At 44.6% G+C, this 19,170-nt stretch carries 16 protein-coding genes; 4 read left to right on the forward strand and 12 right to left on the reverse strand.

The annotated features are described in order from the left end of the window. Positions 1–100: 100 nt before the first annotated feature. From ACYIB7_RS04840 to ACYIB7_RS04855, 4 genes are all read right to left on the reverse strand, one after another. Positions 101–661 carry a phosphatase PAP2 family protein gene (locus ACYIB7_RS04840; RefSeq protein ID WP_103982997.1) on the reverse strand — a complete coding sequence of 187 codons (561 nt, stop codon included), beginning with the start codon at positions 659–661 and terminating at the stop codon, positions 101–103. 83 nt (positions 662–744) lie between these two features. Next, the gene (locus ACYIB7_RS04845) at positions 745–1,122 is read right to left on the reverse strand and encodes a diacylglycerol kinase family protein (RefSeq protein ID WP_099463286.1); all 378 of its coding nucleotides are present in this window, start codon (positions 1,120–1,122) and stop codon (positions 745–747) included. 18 nt (positions 1,123–1,140) lie between these two features. Beyond that, a complete protein-coding gene (locus tag ACYIB7_RS04850) occupies positions 1,141–2,073 on the reverse strand; it encodes a DUF3137 domain-containing protein (RefSeq protein ID WP_480338266.1) in 933 nt (310 codons plus the stop codon). Then, positions 2,066–2,590, reverse strand: coding sequence for a LemA family protein (locus ACYIB7_RS04855; RefSeq protein WP_200817944.1), 525 nt, complete (start codon positions 2,588–2,590; stop codon positions 2,066–2,068). Before ACYIB7_RS04855 ends, ACYIB7_RS04850 begins: the two co-directional genes overlap by 8 nt. A gap of 171 nt (positions 2,591–2,761) precedes the next feature. On the opposite strand from ACYIB7_RS04855, the gene ACYIB7_RS04860 reads away from it, so the two are divergent. From ACYIB7_RS04860 to ACYIB7_RS04870, 3 genes are all read left to right on the forward strand, one after another. After that, positions 2,762–4,249, forward strand: coding sequence for a TolC family protein (locus tag ACYIB7_RS04860; protein WP_099463284.1), 1,488 nt, complete (start codon positions 2,762–2,764; stop codon positions 4,247–4,249). 130 nt (positions 4,250–4,379) lie between these two features. Beyond that, on the forward strand, positions 4,380–5,750 hold the full coding sequence (locus tag ACYIB7_RS04865) for a sigma-54-dependent transcriptional regulator (protein WP_480338267.1): 1,371 nt from the start codon (positions 4,380–4,382) through the stop codon (positions 5,748–5,750). Positions 5,751–5,763: 13 nt separating this feature from the next. After that, positions 5,764–7,065: a sensor histidine kinase gene (locus ACYIB7_RS04870; protein WP_103982995.1), complete on the forward strand. Its 1,302-nt coding sequence runs from the start codon at positions 5,764–5,766 to the stop codon at positions 7,063–7,065. A 14-nt stretch (positions 7,066–7,079) separates the two neighbouring features. On the opposite strand, the gene ACYIB7_RS04875 is transcribed toward ACYIB7_RS04870, so the two are convergent. Next, positions 7,080–8,342 (reverse strand): DNA recombination protein RmuC, encoded by a 1,263-nt coding sequence (locus ACYIB7_RS04875; RefSeq protein ID WP_480338268.1) that lies wholly within the window; start codon positions 8,340–8,342, stop codon positions 7,080–7,082. 161 nt (positions 8,343–8,503) lie between these two features. Here ACYIB7_RS04875 and tpx point away from each other — a divergent pair, with 161 nt between their 5' ends. Beyond that, a complete protein-coding gene (gene tpx / locus ACYIB7_RS04880) occupies positions 8,504–9,004 on the forward strand; it encodes a thiol peroxidase (protein ID WP_480338269.1) in 501 nt (166 codons plus the stop codon). A 270-nt stretch (positions 9,005–9,274) separates the two neighbouring features. On the opposite strand, the gene ACYIB7_RS04885 is transcribed toward tpx, so the two are convergent. The 7 genes from ACYIB7_RS04885 to gcvP form a co-directional block, all read right to left on the reverse strand. Then, positions 9,275–10,978: an acyl-CoA dehydrogenase family protein gene (locus ACYIB7_RS04885; RefSeq protein WP_103982992.1), complete on the reverse strand. Its 1,704-nt coding sequence runs from the start codon at positions 10,976–10,978 to the stop codon at positions 9,275–9,277. A 3-nt stretch (positions 10,979–10,981) separates the two neighbouring features. After that, entirely contained in the window at positions 10,982–12,001 is a 1,020-nt protein-coding gene (locus ACYIB7_RS04890; protein WP_103982991.1) for an electron transfer flavoprotein subunit alpha/FixB family protein, read from the reverse strand. Between the two features lie 4 nt (positions 12,002–12,005). Next, entirely contained in the window at positions 12,006–12,899 is an 894-nt protein-coding gene (locus ACYIB7_RS04895) for an electron transfer flavoprotein subunit beta/FixA family protein (RefSeq protein ID WP_103983062.1), read from the reverse strand. Positions 12,900–13,390: 491 nt separating this feature from the next. Beyond that, the gene (locus tag ACYIB7_RS04900; protein WP_103982990.1) at positions 13,391–14,779 is read right to left on the reverse strand and encodes an MFS transporter; all 1,389 of its coding nucleotides are present in this window, start codon (positions 14,777–14,779) and stop codon (positions 13,391–13,393) included. A 23-nt stretch (positions 14,780–14,802) separates the two neighbouring features. Beyond that, positions 14,803–15,912 carry a glycoside hydrolase family protein gene (locus ACYIB7_RS04905; protein WP_480338270.1) on the reverse strand — a complete coding sequence of 370 codons (1,110 nt, stop codon included), beginning with the start codon at positions 15,910–15,912 and terminating at the stop codon, positions 14,803–14,805. Positions 15,913–16,109: 197 nt separating this feature from the next. After that, entirely contained in the window at positions 16,110–16,283 is a 174-nt protein-coding gene (locus ACYIB7_RS04910) for a DUF6722 family protein (protein WP_160034650.1), read from the reverse strand. Between the two features lie 24 nt (positions 16,284–16,307). After that, positions 16,308–19,160, reverse strand: a complete 2,853-nt coding sequence (gene gcvP / locus ACYIB7_RS04915; RefSeq protein WP_103982988.1) for an aminomethyl-transferring glycine dehydrogenase — start codon at positions 19,158–19,160, stop codon at positions 16,308–16,310. Positions 19,161–19,170: the final 10 nt, after the last annotated feature.

The raw sequence follows: 19,170 nt of genomic DNA on the forward strand, positions 1-19,170 counted from the left end.
TTTGGTGATGGGGTAAAGGTAAGAAAAATGTAGCAATGGACAAAGCAGTTGACAGTTGGCAGTTGTGTGAGCGGTATTTTACCTGTCCATTGTCCTCTTACTAGAAAGTCATCGATGCATACACTCCGTAATGCCCGTCTCCGGCGACGGGGCTTATGGAGAGGTTGTGCTTCCTGGCAAAAGGTCGGGTAAAGATGTAAGCACTGCCCGCACCAATGGCGGCTCCGGCGGCTACGTCCCACCAGTCGTGCTTTTTGCCATATACGCGGCTCCATCCGACGTAGGTAGATACCAGGTAGGCCGGCACGCCCCATTTCCAGCCGTAGCGGCGTTGTATAAAGGCTGCTCCTGCAAACGATACGGAGGTGTGCATCGAGGGGAAGGAGTGCATGTCGCTGTGGTCCGGCCGTTCTTTCTTAACGATGTATTTCAGCGCGTAGGTAAGCCCTATGGTGGTTACTCCTGACAATGCTCCTTGTTTCAAGCCCTGCCAGTCCTGTATGGCCAATGTAGCGGCCAGACTGGCCACAGGGGTAAGAAACACCAGTACGTCGCCTGATGTACGTACGGCTTTCCGGCTACCGCCGACTTCTATCTTTTGAGCGTTCACTCCACTGATAAGAAAGAGGAGGGTAAATAGGGTTATGATTGTTTGTTTCATAAGTTGTAGATGATATAGACTTCGTTATGTAACGGGGAATAGGGGATAATATTGCTTTACTATTACTTCCTCCTGCAAAAGGGTTAAGGCATCCCGATCATCTTGGGAACAAAGATGATTGCCCCTGCCACTGCTGCAGCTATTGCCGTAATCAATACAGCTCCTGCTGCCAGGTCTTTCGTGCGTTTGACCGCTTCATTGTACCCGGGAGAAACCAGATCGGCCAGGGCCTCGATGGACGAATTGACCGCTTCGGCAGCTAATACTGCCCCGATAACGATGCAGACCGCAATCCATTCCATGCGCGAAAGGTCGAAAAGGAATCCTGCGATGATTACGCATATTGCAGCAAAGCAATGAATCCAGGCATTGTGTTCTTTGGTTATCAGCAGGCGTATGCCGTTGAATGCGTACTTGAAACTCTGCAGCCTCTTATTGAATGTAAAACCGTCGTTCTTCATTTATTTGTTCTTTTAGGGTTATTCTTTGCTCCAGATGCGTGTGTTTAAATCCAGTGCCTCGATGATGGAAACAAGGGATACTATTGTGTTGTACTCCTCCTGCAGCGTTTTCGTCTGGTTGACCGGACGCAGGATACTGGATTCGAAATGATCGTGGCTGCACTTCACCATGATAACCACTTTGGACTGGTAGAAACTGAACAGGAGGTCGTTATCGAACTGTTCATCCAGCTTGATCATCCGCTCCATCATGGCTGGCGACAGGATATAGCGGGCTTCTACCTGATCGGTCGAAAAGACGTCGAAATGCTTTTCAAATACCGGGTCTTCCAGTTTAACCCTGTTGCCCATCATAAAGTTCAGGAAAGAGTTACGGTGTACAAGGGTGCGTGCGGCGAAGTCTTTGTTAAAATCGGCAATAAACATGAAGCCTTTGAACAGGGTAACCCATGTGGTAGTGGTCTGTCCTTTCGAGTTTGTGGTAGTATGCTTTTCTTCGGCATGCACTTCGGCAAAGCAGAAGGGGGTCTTTCCTATCTTTCCGCTAATCAGGTCTTCGCTTTTGTAACGGTCGGGGGTGTTGAAAAGGCCGGTGCTGTTGAATTCGCTTTCAGACAGACCGGAATCGGGTTCGTATCTTCCGTTTTCAACTATTCCTTCTATCAGTTTCCCTATCAATTCTTTCTTATACTTCGGAGACAGGCGTTTGGAATGGCTGTTGAAGATGATCATTGTAGCCAGGATGGTAAGTAAAAGCCCGAAAAACACCCCGGGGCCGGGCGCAGATGTTGCAATCAGTGAGATAATTACTGCTATCAGGATAATACAGCATCCCCAGACTGCACTTTTCTTCTTGGCATCGGTAAGCTGGGCGATACGGGTTTCTTCCAGTTCGCGGATAACCGGAGCCAACCTGTTCATGATTTCTTCAAAAGATAGGATATTATTCATGATTGTATGTATAAACGTTTTTGCGCGAGAACTTAAACAGGCCTGCTATCAGGTTGGAAGGAAAGCTTTCTACTTTATTGTTGTAGTCGGTTACGGCAGCATTGTAGGCACGGCGTGCGGCAGAGAGCTGTTCTTCCGTTTCGTTGATGGCACGTTGCAACTGCATAAAGTTATCGGAAGCTTTCAGTTCGGGGTAGCTTTCGGCTATGATCATGAGCTTTTCGCTGGCCTGACCGAACGATTTGTCCAGTTCCATTTTATCACTGTCCGACATATCCGCATAATTTTTGCTTCTTGTTTCGGCAATCTGTGCAAATAGTTCTTTCTCGTGGGCGGCGTATTGCTTGACTACGGTGACGAGGCTGGGTATCAGGTCGTAGCGTTTTTTTAGCATTACATCGATAGTAGCGAATGCGTTTTCAGCTTGATTTCTTTTGCCGATCAAGGAGTTATATATGAAGGTACAAATGAGTACGACTACAATAGTACATAATATGGAGAGTGTTGTTGCCGACATGGTGAATTGTTTTATTTGAATGCCGGGCAAAGATATATAATTCCTGATGATTTCAAAAACGAACACAGTGTCCGTTTCCGAACAGTGCATTGATTAGTACAATTCAGATTATCAATAGGGTACGTTTTTGGCATAGCTTTTGCCTTGTATGTGGCAAAAACGGATACGAGCATGAAAAAGGTTTATATTGCTATTGCCTGCTTACTGGTTGACATAGCTTGTTTGCGGGCAGAAGATAATACACATATAGTGAGGCTTACGTTGAAAGATGCTATTACTATTGCCCAGATTCAGTCTGTTGATGCTGCTGTTGCATTAAACGAGTTGCGTACGGCTTATTGGGAATATCGTACGCACCGTGCAGACCAGCTTCCTGAAGTAATGTTTACCGGTACGCTGCCTTCTTATAATAAGAAATATAGTAAATATCAGCAATCGGACGGTGCTTATACATACGTACAGGATAATTCGTTGGGATTGACCGGAGAACTTGCCATCGAACAGAATATAGCCTTGACAGGCGGTAAGATATCATTGAATACATCACTGGACTTTACACGCCAGCTAGGCACCGGAGCTTATAACGAATATATGAGTGTGCCGGTTGGTTTGACCTTGACCCAGCCTATTTTCGGGGTGAATGATCAAAAATGGAAACGTCGTATCGAGCCTGTGCGCTATCAGGAGGCAAAAGCATCTTATATTGAGAGCGTAGAGAAAGTTACGCTTACCACGATTAACAACTTCTTTAGTCTTTTGCTTGCCCAGGAGAATATGCATATAGCACAGCAAAATCTTGAAAATGCCAATAAGTTGTATGATATTGCTGTGGCGAAACGTAAGATAGGACATATCTCGGAAAGCGAATTAATGCGTTTGAAGCAATCGGCTTTGCAGGCAAAAGGACTGCTTACCGAAGCACAATCCGGTTTTAATGCAAATATGTTCCAGCTTCGTTCTTTTCTGGCTTTGAGCGAACAAGATATAGTGGTTCCGGTAGTACCCGAAACTGTGCCGGGCGTGCGGATGGATTATCATGAAGTATTGGAAAAGGCTCAGGAAAATAACTCTCTGGCAAAGAATATTCTTCGTCGCCAGCTAGAGGCTGACTATGATGTAGCTACAGCTAAAGGAAATCGCCGTAGCATTAACCTGTTTGCTTCCATCGGATATACAGGAAAAGACCATACGATGGGGGCTGCCTATAACCATTTAAAAGATAACCAGATTGTGGAAGTTGGAGTAACTATTCCTCTTCTCGACTGGGGAAAACGGAAGGGAAAGGTAAAAGTAGCCGAGTCTAACCGCGAGGTCGTTTTATCTAAGACGCGACAGGAGCAGATGAATTTTAATCAGAATGTCTTCTTATTGGTTGAGAACTTTAATAACCAGGCTGCCCAGCTTGAAATAGCAGCAGAGGTAGATACACTGGCCGGCAAACGGTATAAAACTTCGATAGAGACTTTTATGATCGGCAAGATAGACATTCTCGATTTGAATGATGCGCAGAGTTCAAAAGATAATGCGCGCCAGAAGCATATCCAGGAGCTGTATAACTACTGGTATTACTTTTACAACATCCGTAGTATGACGTTGTACGACTTTATTAACAGGCATAATCTGGATGCAGACTTTGAGGAAATCGTAAAGAGGAGTTAAGCAGTCGGGAATATTAGAAGTTAAAGTAGTCAAGTAGTTAAGAATAGAGAAAGAAGTATTCTACTTAATTACTAAGCTAAGCGATATTAAATAATTAAAATTACCTTTGTAATCAAATACAGAAGAGTTTATGATATTGATTATAGATGATGACGCCGTGGTACGTTCCTCGCTGACTTTTTTGTTGAAACGTGCAGGTTACGAGACGGAAGCTGTGCCGGGTCCAAAAGAGGCTTTGGCGATTGTGCGTGCAACAGCTCCCCGGCTTATACTGATGGATATGAATTTTACCATGACTACGACAGGCGAGGAGGGCATACAACTCTTGAAGCAAGTAAAAATTTTCCGCCCCGATGTACCTGTAATATTGATGACGGCTTGGGGATCAATTTCACTGGCCGTACAGGGAATGCAGGCTGGGGCATTCGATTTTATTACGAAGCCGTGGAACAACCTGGTGCTTCTGAAATCTATTAATACGGCTTTGGAACTTTGCGAACAGAAAACGGAGAAGAAGGAGCCTCTTAACCGTACGGATGCTGATAATAAATTTCATTTTGATAAGATTATAGGACAAAGCACTGCCTTGATGGATGTGCTGGGAACAGTTTCACGTATAGCTCCTACCAATGCATCGGTATTGATTACCGGGGAAAGCGGTACAGGTAAAGAGCTGATAGCGGAAGCGATTCATGCCAATAGTCCGCGTGCTAAGGAAGCATTTGTGAAAGTGAACTTGGGAGGTCTTTCGCAAAGCCTTTTTGAAAGTGAAATGTTCGGGCATAAGAAAGGGGCTTTTACAGATGCCTATATTGACCGCACCGGACGTTTTGAGATGGCTAACAAAGGTACGATATTTCTTGATGAAATAGGTGATCTGGAGTTGTCTTGCCAGGTAAAGTTGCTTCGTGTGTTGCAAGACCAGACATTTGAAGTATTGGGCGATAGCCGTCCCCGGAAAGTCGATATCCGCGTAGTAAGCGCCACTAATTGCAGTCTTTCCGAAATGGTGGCGGCACGTACATTCAGAGAAGATCTGTTTTACCGTATAAATTTGATTACTGTTCATCTGCCTGCCTTACGTGAGCGCAGAGAAGATATACCTTTGCTAGCCCGTTATTTCGCAGACAGACAATCGGAGATGAATGGTCTGGCTAATGTGCGGTTTTCTTCGGAAGCTTTGACTTATTTACAACGTTTGCCCTATCCGGGTAATATCCGGGAACTGAAAAATCTGGTTGAACGTACTATGCTGGTGTCGGGTAAATCTGTTATAGATGTGTCCGATTTTGAAGGACAATGTCATAATGTTATGGAAACAAAGCGCTCTATCCCTACTTCTTTTGAAGGTCTTACCCTGGATGAATTGGAAAAGCAAACTATACTTCAGGCACTGGAAACGCATAATGGCAATCTTTCTCATGTGGCAACTGCTTTGGGTATTAGCAGGGCGGCTTTGTATCGCCGGTTGGAAAAATATGATATTCCTGTCGATAAATAGTTGAGATTATAGGATGAGAGTAAAAGGACTATTTTGGGTATTTACTGTTTTATTGCTGATTATATTGGCAATACTGACCTATTTTGTCTTTTTCTCATATTCCAAACCGATGTTTTTCTTCGTAGAAGGCTTGGTTGTCCTTACTGTTGTATACATGCTCGTTTTCTATCGTCGTATTATCAGGCCGTTGCACACGATAGGAAACGGTATGGAATTATTGAAGGAGCAGGACTTTAGTTCACGGTTGAGCCGTGTAGGGCAGACAGAAGCCGATCGTGTAGTAGATGTTTTCAACAAGATGATGGAACAATTAAAGAATGAACGGCTACATCTTCGCGAACAAAACCATTTTCTGGATTTATTGATCAATGCCTCGCCTATGGGCGTTGTCATATTAAACTTGGATCGCGAAGTTTTGTCCGTTAATCCGGCTGCATGTAAGATATTTGGAGCATACACATCATTGGAGCTGGTTGGAAAAAAGTTGTCGGAAATAGATACCCCATTGGCTTCGGAGCTATTGCAAATTCCGTTGTATGATTCCCAAACTGTTCGGCTGAATGATGCTAATATTTATAAATGTACTCATTCTTCGTTTGTAGACAGAGGCTTTCATCATCCGTTCTATCTGGTGGAAACACTTACACAGGAAGTGTTTAAGGCCGAAAAGAAAGCGTATGAGAAGGTGATTCGTATGATAGCTCATGAAGTGAATAATACCACTGCAGGTATTACCTCTACATTGGATACGTTGCAGTCTGCCATTGACGGAATGGATAATATGTCTGAAGTCGGCGATGTGTTGCAGGTTTCCATGGATCGTTGTTATAGTATGAGCCGGTTTATAACCAATTTTGCGGACGTTGTGCGTATACCGGAGCCGCAGTTACAGCCGGTACAGTTAAATGAAGTAGTTAGTTATTGCAAGCGTTTTATGGAAATGATCTGCCAGAATCGTAATATACGGATCAGGATGGAGTTATCGGAAGTATCTCCGGTTGCCGATTTAGACCCTTCCCTTTTTGAACAGGTATTAGTAAATATCATAAAAAATGCTGCCGAATCTATAGAACAAGATGGTGAAATCTATATCACTACATCCGGCTCTCCGGTTTGCCTGGAAATAGCCGACACCGGTAAAGGTATCGACAAAGAGACGGAAACGAAACTGTTCAGTCCATTCTTTTCTACTAAACCTAACGGGCAGGGTATCGGTCTTATTTTTATTCGTGAGGTACTTTTAAAGCATAATTGTACATTCTCTTTGCGGACATATTCCGATGGACTCACAAGGTTTAAGATTTTGTTCGGATAACACAGGTTATCGATTTATAGCTCTTCTTCTTCGGGTAATATACCAATTTCGGGCAAAATAGCACGGGCTTCCCGATCGTTTAGTGTGTCAACATCTTTTAATTTACGCTGGATAGCACGGGTACGCTTACCCAATACTTCTTCTATTTGTCCACTGGCTGTCTGGAGGTTCTTTTGTGCTTTTTCAAGCATGCCGCCTACTTTTTCAAATTCTTTTTTTACCGCCCCTAAAATAGTCCAAACTTCTCCGGAATGCTTTTGTATGGCTAATGTACGGAATCCTATTTGGAGGCTGTTTAATATGGCGGCAAGTGTGGTGGGACCAGTAACTACGACTTTGTAGTCCCTTTGCAATTCTTCTAATAACGCCGAACGGCGAACCACTTCTGCATATATGCCTTCAAATGGAAGGAACATTATGCCGAAATCTGTAGTAGCCGGAGGGGCAAGGTATTTATCTGAAATATCTTTAGACATTTTCTTTATGGTTGTTTCCAATAATTTGCCTGCCGTATCGATTGCCTGCGTATCGGAACTGTCGTATGCATTGAGAAGTTGCTCGTAAATATCTTTTGGAAATTTGGCATCTATCGGTAGGTAAACAAATTCGCGCACATCATCTCTGCCCGGTAATTTAACTGCGAATTCAACAACAGCGTCAGACCCCTTGCGCGTTCGTACATTCGCTTCGTATTGCTCAGGTGCCAGAATTTGTTCCAGTAACATACTTAATTGTATTTCTCCTATATTCCCCCGGGTCTTTACGTTACTTAATACGCGTTTTAGTCCGCCTACATCTTGTGCCAGTGTCTGCATTTCTCCCAATCCTTTCTGAACATTTTCCAACTGTTCGGTTACAAGACGAAATGATTGGCCGATGCGGTCGTTTAGTGTTTTTTGTAGTTTTTCATCTACGGTGATACGGATTTCTTCCAATCTTTTTTCCGTATTATCTACTAGTTGACGCTGCCGTTCGTCGAGAGCTGAGAATTTTTCTCGTTGAAGGTTGTTGAACGAGGCAATACCTCGTTCAAAGGTTTCCCTGAATTCGTTCACGGAACGGGCAAGTTCTTCCCGGTTGTCTCGCGAAACCAGCCGGCTTTCTTCCCTGTTTAGCCTGAAGTCTTCCCTGAAGTTCTTTTCTATACGTTCAAATGAGCGTTGCATTTCGTTAAGCAGCTTTTCCAATTCTTCGTTTTTTTCTTTTAACTGCTTCGGTCGCAGAAGTATTTGAATGACTATAATTACTAATATTCCACAGATGATTAACCAATCCATTTTTATTTAATTTAGAGCTCAAAGATAAAAAAAACTATAATAAGAAAGGTTGATTAAAATAAGTTAAACGGTGAAACAAAAGCTAATTTCTATTGTTTCGTATAAACAAAGCTGCTTATCTTTGTAAGCAGTTTTAGGAGTGATCATAAAACTACATAAAAATGGCAAAAGTAACGTTAAAAGGTAATGAGGTCCATACAAGTGGAACATTACCGGTTGTCGGAGCAGAGGCTCCGGACTTTAAAGGTGTGAAGAGTGATTTAACGGAATTATCGTTAAGCGACCTTAAAGGAAAGAAGATTGTAATAAACATATTTCCGAGTTTAGATACTGCGGTATGTGCTACTTCTGTAAGGAAGTTCAATAAAGAAGCCGCATCTCTTCCCAACACTATGGTTTTGGCAGTTTCGAAAGATTTACCATTTGCGCAAGGACGTTTCTGTACTACGGAAGGCATTGATAAGGTTATACCGTTATCTATGTTCCGTTGTTCTTGTTTTGAAGATAAGTACGGGATGCTTCTTATTGATGGCCCGCTAAAAGGTTTATTAGCCCGTGGCGTGGTTGTTGTAGACGAAGCTGGTAAGGTTGTATATACGGAATTGGTTTCTGAAATTACAACTGAGCCGAATTATGAAGCGGCAATAGCTGCTTTGAAATAAAAATTGATTATTGTTTTTCATTGGTTAAAGTTAAGGGTTAGTGTAGGAGACCGTCGGATGTGAATCCTGCGGTCTTCGTTTTTTTATGTAAGAATAGCCTCAATCAAATTTTCTTTAATACGGATGCTGAGGGAAAAAAGGATGGCGACTAAATTAATTGGGGTAGGTATGTAAATGTAAAAAGGTAGGCATGTTGTAAAAGAAAAGTCTTTGCCAGCAGTCAATTATGACTCCGGCAAAGACTTTTTATAAGATGATATCTGGTGGCTATTACTGTTTGTAATATCCCAGATCTTCGCGGTCGAATTTGCTGATGTAAGAAACGATTTTGTCTACTTCTGCTTGTCCGTAGTTGATATAGACTTCGGCAGAGCGACGGAAGCTTTCGTTCTGGTTTGCATCCTGAAGCAACAGGTATCCGAATATACAATGGGCTGCAGCTTCTACCATCCGGCGAGCCTGGAAGTCGATATACTCGTTGTCTTTGGTATTGATAACCATTGCAACGATCTTTTCGTACTTTTCGGTCATGGCCTGCAGTTTATTCTTCAGGTCTCCTAATTCCGGCTTGTAGTTGATTGCTTCGTATTCGCGGATCTGGGCCAGATAAGTTCCGGTTGTCACGTGGCGGATAGCGGCAACTACCTGCAACTGGGTTGTTCCTTCGTAAATATTCGTAATACGTGCATCACGATATAAACGTTCGCAGGCATAATCTTTCATGAAGCCCGAACCACCGTGTATCTGGATTGCATCATATGCGTTCTGATTGGCATATTCGGTAGTCATACCTTTTCCCATCGGTGTGAAAGCATCTGCCAGCTTTGAATACTTTTTCTGTTCCTGGCGTTCTTCGGGGGTAAGCTTGCGTTCTTTCGAGATGTCATCCAATGCTTTGTAAACATCTACAAAACGGGCTGTTTCGTAAAGCATGGCACGTGAAGCATCTGCCTTGGCACGCATCAATGCAACCATTTCGTATACGGCTGGAAATTCGATAATAGCTTTGCCGAACTGTTTGCGTTCTGTTGCGTATGCATAGCCTTCGCGGTAAGCCGCTTCACTTAGTCCTACAGCCTGAGCCATAATACCTAAACGGGCACCGTTCATAAGGGCCATTACATATTTGATAAGGCCTAACTTGCGATCTCCACAAAGTTCTGCTTTAGCGTTCTTGAATACCAACTCACAGGTAGGCGAACCTTTAATACCCATTTTGTTCTCGATACGGCGAACGTTTACACCGCCATTGCGCTTGTCATAAATAAACATTGACAAACCGCGGCCGTCTTTTGTCCCTTCTTCCGAGCGGGCAAGAACCAGGTGAATATCTGCATCACCGTTTGTGATGAAACGTTTTACACCGTTCAGATACCAGTAACCATCCTTTTCATTGTAAGTAGCCTTCAACATTACGGATTGAAGGTCTGAACCTGCATCCGGTTCGGTTAAGTCCATAGACATTGTCTCGCCGGCACATACGCGTGGGATGAAACGCTGGCGCTGGTCTTCGTTACCGAACTCATATAATGTTTCGGCACAGTCCTGCAATCCCCACAGGTTTTCAAAGCCTGCATCGGCACGTGAGACCAGATCGGCTGCCATAATGTAAGGAACGATCGGGAAGTTCAACCCGTTATAACGACGTGGCATTGCAATACCCATCAGTCCTGCTTTGCGGACAGCGTTCAGGTTTTCTTGCGTGCCTTTTGCATATGTAACCCGTCCGTCTGCAACACTGGGGCCTTCATGGTCTACTGCTTCAGCATTGGGTGCAATGATCTCACCGCATATTTCGCCTACGATTTCCAGTACTTTTTCGTAGCTGTCCATTGCATCTTCAAAATCCTGTGGAGCATAATCGAATTGATCTTTGTCGGCATAACCGCGTTCCTTCAGTTCAACGATGCGCTTCATCAACGGATGATGAAGATGATGCTTCATGCTTGGATTATCTAAATAAAAATTAGCCATAATTTACTTCGTGTTTTGCTTGTAATACTTAATCATCTTCGGAAGCACTTCTTCTACAGTACCGTTGATAACGTAATCTGCGATTGTGTTGATAGGAGCGTTTTCGTCGTTGTTGATAGAGATGATGATACCTGCATCCTGCATACCTGCAATGTGCTGGATCTGTCCGGAAATACCGCATGCTATATATAGCTTGGGACGAACCGTAAGACCGGTTTGCCCGATCTGGCGGTCATGGTCGCAAAAGCCTGCATCTACAGCAGCACGGCTTGCGCCTACTTCTGCATGAAGTTCTTTTGCCAGGTCAAACAGCAGGTCGAAGTTTTCTTTTGAACCAACGCCATAACCTCCGGCTACAACAATGGGAGCGCCTTTCAGGTTATGCTTGGCTTTTTCTACATGACGGTCTATTACTTTTACTACGTAGTCAGTTTCCTGTACATATTTGGCAACGTCATGCTTTTCTACTTTACCTTTATAATGTGTATCTAGAATTTCTTTCTTCATTACACCTTCGCGGACAGTAGCCATTTGTGGGCGATGTTCCGGGTTGATAATCGTAGCAACTATATTGCCACCGAAAGCCGGACGTATCTGGTATAACAGGTTCTCGTATGTAATACCTGCCTTTTTATCTTCGTGGTTACCTATTTCCAGTGAAGTACAGTCGGCTGTCAGACCGCTTGTTAAGGCTGAAGAAACGCGGGGTCCCAGGTCGCGGCCGATAACGGTTGCCCCCATCAGGCAAATCTGCGGTTTTTCTTCTTTGAAGAGGTTTATCAGTATGGAAGAGTGGGGAAGTGATGTGTAGGGGAACAATCCCGGTGCATCAAATATGTGCAGTTTATCTACACCGTAAGGCAATACTTGTTTTTCCACACCGTCCAGTCCTTTTCCAGCAACGATAGCTTCGAGCTGGCAGTTTAATTGGTTTGCTAACTTCCTGCCTTTGGTCAGAAGTTCGAGGCTTACGTCGGCAACTGTAGTGCCTTCAAGCTCGCAATATACAAATACATTGTTCATAATCTTATCCAATCGTGTGGTTAGCCAACAGTTCAACAATCATATCTTCAATATCTCTGTCCGAGCTGCTCAGCGTTTTGCTTTCCTTTGCCTGGAATACGATGTTTTCAATCGTTTTCACTTTCGTAGGGGAGCCTGACAGGCCGCATTGTGCAACATCGCCTTCCACATCGGCAACACTCCATTCTGTGATGTTCAGATATGGATATTTTTCGTAGAGGTCGGCATACGGGATGTATTCTGTTGCCAGGTTGATGGCTGCTTTTTCCTGTGCGCCTAATGCACGTTTATATTTTTGTACCAGTTTTGCATTGCGCGGACGGCAAGGTGCTGCCGATCCGTTAACTGTGATTACGATAGGCAGTGGACCTTCTGCAGTTTCCACGCCTCCGTCTATATGACGTTTTACAGTGATACGGCGTGCTTTTTGGTCTACATTCAGAATTTCTTCAGCATATGTAATTTGTGTCACTCCTAACTTTTCGGCCACTTGCGGACCTACTTGTGCCGTATCGCCGTCGATAGCCTGACGGCCGCCGATGATGATATCATAATCTTTGATTTTCTTTATAGCCGTAGCCAATGCATACGAAGTAGCCAATGTGTCTGCCCCGGCAAAGGCACGGTCGGTTAACAAATAGCCGCCGTCTGCTCCGCGGTACAAACCTTCGCGGATTACTTCTGCAGCTCGTCCCGGGCCCATGGTTAACAGCGTCACTGTAGTCCCGGGGTGAGCATCTTTCAGGCGCAATGCCTGTTCCAATGCATTCAGGTCTTCCGGGTTAAAGATAGCCGGAAGGGCAGCGCGGTTTACTGTTCCGTCAGCCTTCATAGCATCCTTCCCCACGTTGCGTGTGTCCGGAACCTGTTTCGCCAATACAATAATTTTTAAACTCATATTTGTTGAAATATTAGATTTTCCAAGAGGAAATATATTATTCTTTCTTTTATAAGTCGCTGAATAGCGGCTTGCAAAATTAATCAAACATTCTTTAACTCAAAGTATTTTCCCCTGAAAAGTGCACACTTAAGGGCGTTTTGAGCATGATGTTTGCCTGTTTTGGAATGTTCGTATTATTTTATTGAAATGATTTAAATTGTTTGATTCGGTGTTTAGCACAAATCTTTATACGAATAACTAAAAAAATCATCCCGATGTTTTTTTGAAATTATCGGGATGATTTTTTCAAATGTTCCCGATGACTTTAGGAACAGATATCTTTTAAAAATTCTTCCAGTACCGCTATCGGTTTTGAGGCCTGGATGTTTGAGGGAAATAATATTAAGATTTTCTTTTTGTTGTTTCTGTCTATACAGGTTTTGTTTAAGGGCTTTAACCGAATTAAAATGGGATTTGAACAAAACTGTTATAAAGAAAATCCTAAACTTTTATATAGTTGCTTTTTTCGCATCTAACCGCTTCACCACTTGTCCGTACACGATCAATGCAATGGCCGATACCAGAGCAATGGCTCCGAAGTAGTACCAGATGTAATGCGCATGTGCACTGGCGGCTTGCCATTCGGCATGTGTGCTGAAAAGGGCTGGTTCAGGGCAATATTTGCTCAACAGGAAGCCTGACAGGCCGAATCCGAAAATAGACGACAGGAACGAATGCAGGTGGCTGAATCCGAGATAAAGCCCTTCTTCCCCTTTAGGAGCCTGCAGGGAGAAATATTCCAGAAAGCGGGGTGAGATAAACGTTTCGGCCAATCCCTGAAATACAATTCCTATTACCATCATAAAGGCTACCGGGTGCATGCCCAGGATGGTGGTGTTTCCTTCCAGCATATTTCCGTATGCCATGCACAAGGCAGATACAGGCATGATGAACATGCCGACGGTCATGGAAGTGAGTGCCGTTTTCTTTCGCATCATTTGCGTCACGAGGTTTACGGTGAGGACTACCACTAGTGGATTCACATTGGCGTACCAGGATGGCGATGCTCCTTCGCCTGCCAGACGGAGGACGTACTTCGGCATTGTGGCATATAGCTGGTGTTGTACCATCCAGAAACCTGTAATGATGAGGATCAGTATCAGGAGCCGGCCGTTGCTGCATACTTTTATCAGGGCATTCCATATTTGACGGAACGTTTTTCCTTCGCCGGAGTGCTGGCTGCTTTTGTAGAAGAACCAGATGGCGAGCAAGGCAAGAAATGTCATGCTTGCCGAAAAGTAGTTTAGTGTGATAAGCCCTTCGTTACCTAGTGCTTCACGTAAGGGCTTTACGATGGTTTTGCCTGAAAAGGCGCCAATATTCACCATTGCATAGAAGATGGAGAAACCTTTGGCGCGGGTTTCGGTGGTGGTCTCCTTCGCTACAGTTCCGGAGATAACGCTTTTGATGAAAGCGCCTCCGCATACGATCAGTGCCATGATGGGGATGATTCCGTAGCTGAAGTTGCTTTCCGGCAATCCTGTAAAGGTAGTGGTGGTTCCGTATTCTACCAGACCGGCGGATTGAAGCCAGGTAGGATAGAGAGCTAGTCCCAGATAGCCGCAAGTGAGGAGGGTGAAGGCCAGCAGCATGGAGTTGCGGAAGCCTATTTTGTCGGCAAGTGCCCCGGCAAAGGTGGGGAGCAGGTAAAGGCAGGCTGAGAATATGCCGGCGATACTGGCTGCCTGAATGTCGTTGAACCCGAGGATACGGCTCAGGTAAAGGGTTATTACAATAAAAACGCCGTAGTAGGCGGCGCGTTCAAACAGTTCTACGGTATTGGCTACCCAGAATGCTTTGCTGAATTTGATTTTCTCTTTCTTTGTTGTTGTATTCATGTGATAATTGTTATTTTTTCCATCTATTTCTTTGTGTAGTTCTGATGGATGGCCTTGTCGAGCGCTTTCCAGTGTTCGTCCGTCATGCTGTTGGGCGTAAAGAGGGCGATTCCTGCAGCACCGTTTTCCATCGAGCCGCGTACGGCTTCTTCTATTTCGGAGGGCAGCAGGCCGTGTCCTTCGGGGTCTTTGATGTTGGCTTTGTTTTGCCAGTCATGGCAGATAAACAGGCCACTGTATACCGGGAATTTACCGCCAACCGTTTCTACCTCTTCCTTTACGATGGGAGCGAGCCAGGAAGCGGGTTCCAGATAAAAATCATTATAGTTCATCGGGAATACGGCATCCAGATTCCATTTGTCCCATTCCTGGCGAACCATCCATTTGGCATGTGAGTCCGGGCCGGGGAATACAGCCGCACTCAGTTTCTTGCCTTTGGCATGAACGGCGTCGGATATTTTGTTTACCAGGTTGGTGATTACGTCGCAACGGAACTGTGCCCATTCCGGACATTTCGACGGATCTTCTACAGTCAGGATATCGATGCCGGTGGCTGCTTTGAAATCGGCTACGCATTTAGGGCAGTAGCAGTAGTCGGCCGTAGGATACTCTTCGTTCATTACCAGTCCGTATTTATCCCACAAGCCTTTGGCTAGGATCACGTCTACATAGCGGATATAGTCGAGGTGTATATAATCTACTTCCGGAATGTCGGCCACGTTGCTGTATTCCTGAACAATGTAATTAATCACACTGTCATTGTTCGGACACATGAATTTGTAATAAGGAACATAGGCCTGTACGTTGTAAGCCGATTCCCCTTTGCGGTTTATGGCATACCATGACGAATCGGCGTTGCCATTCAGCATAGTGGGGATCCATGCGTGATACTCCATGCCGTTAGCCTTTGCTATTTTGGCGGCGCGTTGTATCTTCTCAAGGTTATAGCCTACGTTGTAGCACATGCCGTCTACTCCGTGCGCATGCCACTTGCTAAAGTCTTCCTGAATGGTTTGTTCGGTTGCGTCTTGTCCTTCGCCTTGCCAGGCGTAGACTTTTACCGTTTTCTCCGGTGCTTTGCTGCAGCAGGCTGTCATAGCCAGGGCTGCCAGAGCGAAAAGAAGTGTTTTCATTTTAGATATGATTTGTTGTTTATAAAAAAGGCTATCTAAAATATAAATATCCAGATAGCCTTTGGTACTACATGTTACTTTTTAATTCTCTTTCATCCATTTTTTACCTTCTGGAGTAATAGCGAAAATATATGCGCCTATTGCTATTGCGCATAAAAAAGACATCATGATAATTGCTCCTATTTTATCCTCCTTTCTTATCTGTCTTTAATATAATATAGGCCAACTGAGAAACATAAAGCTACAGTGACTAGACCAACTACGTACATGATCCATTTGTCGTCAAACTCTCCTAAAAAAGAAGAGATCAATACGGCGGTAGCTACATACTTCGTTACGTCCATCAGCCATTTGCCTATTTCCTTTCTCATTTGTTGCAAATATAATGTTATAAATTAGATTTCGCAAGAGCAGATCGTCGGAATCAGGTTGCGGTCGCCGTAAGCATTATCCACGCGGGCAACGTTGATCCAGAATTTGCCATCATGCAGCCATTCCAGAGGGAATGCAGCTTTGCTACGTGGGTATTCGTGCTTCCATTCGTCGGCAGCTACTTCATATTCGGGATGCGGTGCATTCTTTAGTACGTTGTCTTCTTTTGAGGCTTTCCCTTCTTCTACTTCCTTGATCTCTTCCCAAATACATTCCATAACTTCGGCAAAACGATCCAGTTCGGCTTTGCTTTCGCTTTCGGTCGGTTCTATCATCAATGTGCCGTGTACGGGGAATGAGAGAGTGGGTGCGTGGTAGCCAAAGTCCATCAAACGTTTGGCTATGTCGCCTTCATCGATACCTGAACGCTCTTTCACTGTGCGGCATTCCAGAATCAGCTCGTGGCCTACGCGTCCGGTTGCTCCTGTGTAAACAATGCCGTAGGTGTCTTTGAATTTTGAAGCCAGATAATTGGCATTCAGGATGGCCGTTTTCGTAATTGTTGTCAAACCTTCTGTTCCCAACATGCGGATGTAACCGTATGTGATCGGCAGGATTCCTGCACTACCATATGGAGCGGCAGAAACAGTGTTCAGATCGCTTCCCCAAAGGACAGGGTGCTGAGGTAAGAACGGTATCAGATGTTCTGCAACGCATATCGGACCGACGCCCGGACCACCCCCGCCATGAGGAGATGAGAATGTTTTATGAAGGTTCAGGTGGCAAACGTCTGCGCCGATAGTTCCCGGATTTGTCAAACCTACCTGCGCGTTCATATTTGCACCATCCATATATAGCTGTCCGCCACAAGCATGTACAATGTCGCACATCTCTTTGATATCTGTTTCAAAAATACCGTGGGTAGACGGATAAGTGATCATACTGGCAGCCAGATTATCTTTATTTTCTTCTGCTTTGGCACGAAAATCTTCCAGATCGATGTTTCCGTTCTCATCGCATTTTACTGTTACGGTTGAGAATCCGCATTGAACAGCGCTGGCCGGATTGGTTCCGTGTGCCGATGCCGGCAAAAGTACGATGTTACGATGTCCTTGCCCTATACTTTCCTGATAAGCACGGATTACGCGCAAACCGGTATATTCTCCGGCTGCTCCTGAGTTGGGTTGTAAAGTAACTCCTTTAAGTCCTGTTATTTCTGCCAGATAAGAGCTCAGGTTTTCTATCAGTTCTTTGTAACCTTCAACCTGTTCTTCCGGAGCATAAGGGTGAATATTCATAAATTCGGCACGGCTTAGCGGCAGCATGGTTGATGCCGGATTCAGCTTCATCGTACACGAACCTAGTGAAATCATTGAATGTGCCAATGATACATCCTTACGTCCCAGACGGGTGATATAACGCATTAGTTCCGTTTCTGTATGGTACTTCTTGAATACATCCTGTTGCAGGAATTCGGAAGTACGTGCGAACTTATCGTCAAAGTAGCGTTTTGCAGGAACAGATTCATTCAACATATAGTCTTTGCCTGCTGCGCCAGAGAAGATATACAACAGAACGCCTATATCGGTAGGCTGGGTTGTTTCGTCAACACTGATACCAACTTGTCCGCCTTCGAAGTAACGCAGGTTTACTTTGCATTCCAATGCAATTTCGCGAAGAACATTGATTGAAACGTTGGCAGGAAGTTCGATCATCAATGTATCGAAATAATTTTTGTTTAATTGCTTATATCCTAATTTTTCTAACTCTCCGGCAAGGAATCCTGCGGAAGAGTGGATGCGGTTGGCTATGTTTTTCAGGCCTTCGGCTCCATGGTAAACGGCATAGAATCCGGCCATTGTTGCAAGTAAAGCCTGAGCGGTGCAAATATTGGAGGTTGCTTTTTCGCGTTTGATATGTTGTTCGCGGGTCTGCAAAGCCAAGCGGTAGGCAGGGTGTCCGTATGCATCTTTAGAGATACCGATGATACGTCCGGGGATAGTACGTTTGTACTCCTCTTTCGTAGCAAAATAAGCTGCCGACGGACCTCCGTAAAACATAGGGATACCGAAGCGCTGGGTGGTACCGAATACTGCATCAGCACCCCATTCTCCCGGAGGAGTGAGTAATACAAGACTCATCAGGTCGGCAGCAACGCCCACTTTGGTATCGTTAGCATTGGCACGGGCAACAAATTCTTTGTAGTCTTCTATAGAGCCATTTGCATTCGGGTATTGTACGATGGCACCGAACACGTCGGGAGTTAGTTCGAATTTCTTATAATCACCTACGACAACTTTGATGCCTTGTGGTATCATGCGTGTATGGATCACTGCCAGAGTGGACGCAAATACACACTCGTCAACAAACACTGTGTTGGCTTCCGCTTTTACTTGTGCGCGGCTGCGGGCGCCATGGAACATGGTTACGGCTTCGGCTGCTGCCGTAGCTTCGTCAAGCAATGAACAGTTGGTCAGAGGTAAACCTGTTAATTCGCTGACAACTGTCTGGAAATTTATTAGAGCTTCCAGTCGTCCCTGAGAGACTTCTGCTTGATAAGGAGTATAAGATGTATACCAAACCGGATTCTCGAATACATTACGTTGGATAGGAGCGGGACAAATAGTATCGTACCATCCCATTCCGATATAAGATGTGAATACTTCGTTCTTGGATGCCAATTCGGCAATATGCTCGGCATATTCCCGTTCGGTCATTGGTTCGGGAAGGTTCAGGGGGGCTTTAAGACGGATGTTGGCCGGAATTGTCTGGTCGATCAATTCGTCAAGCGAGTTTACACCAATAGCCTGCAGCATAGATGGAACGTCTTCCGTAGAAATGCCTACATGGCGGTTTACAAATTTGTTCGTGTCCATAATATTTGAT

The sequence above is a fragment of the Parabacteroides sp. KHUB-03 genome, assembly GCF_056640975.1.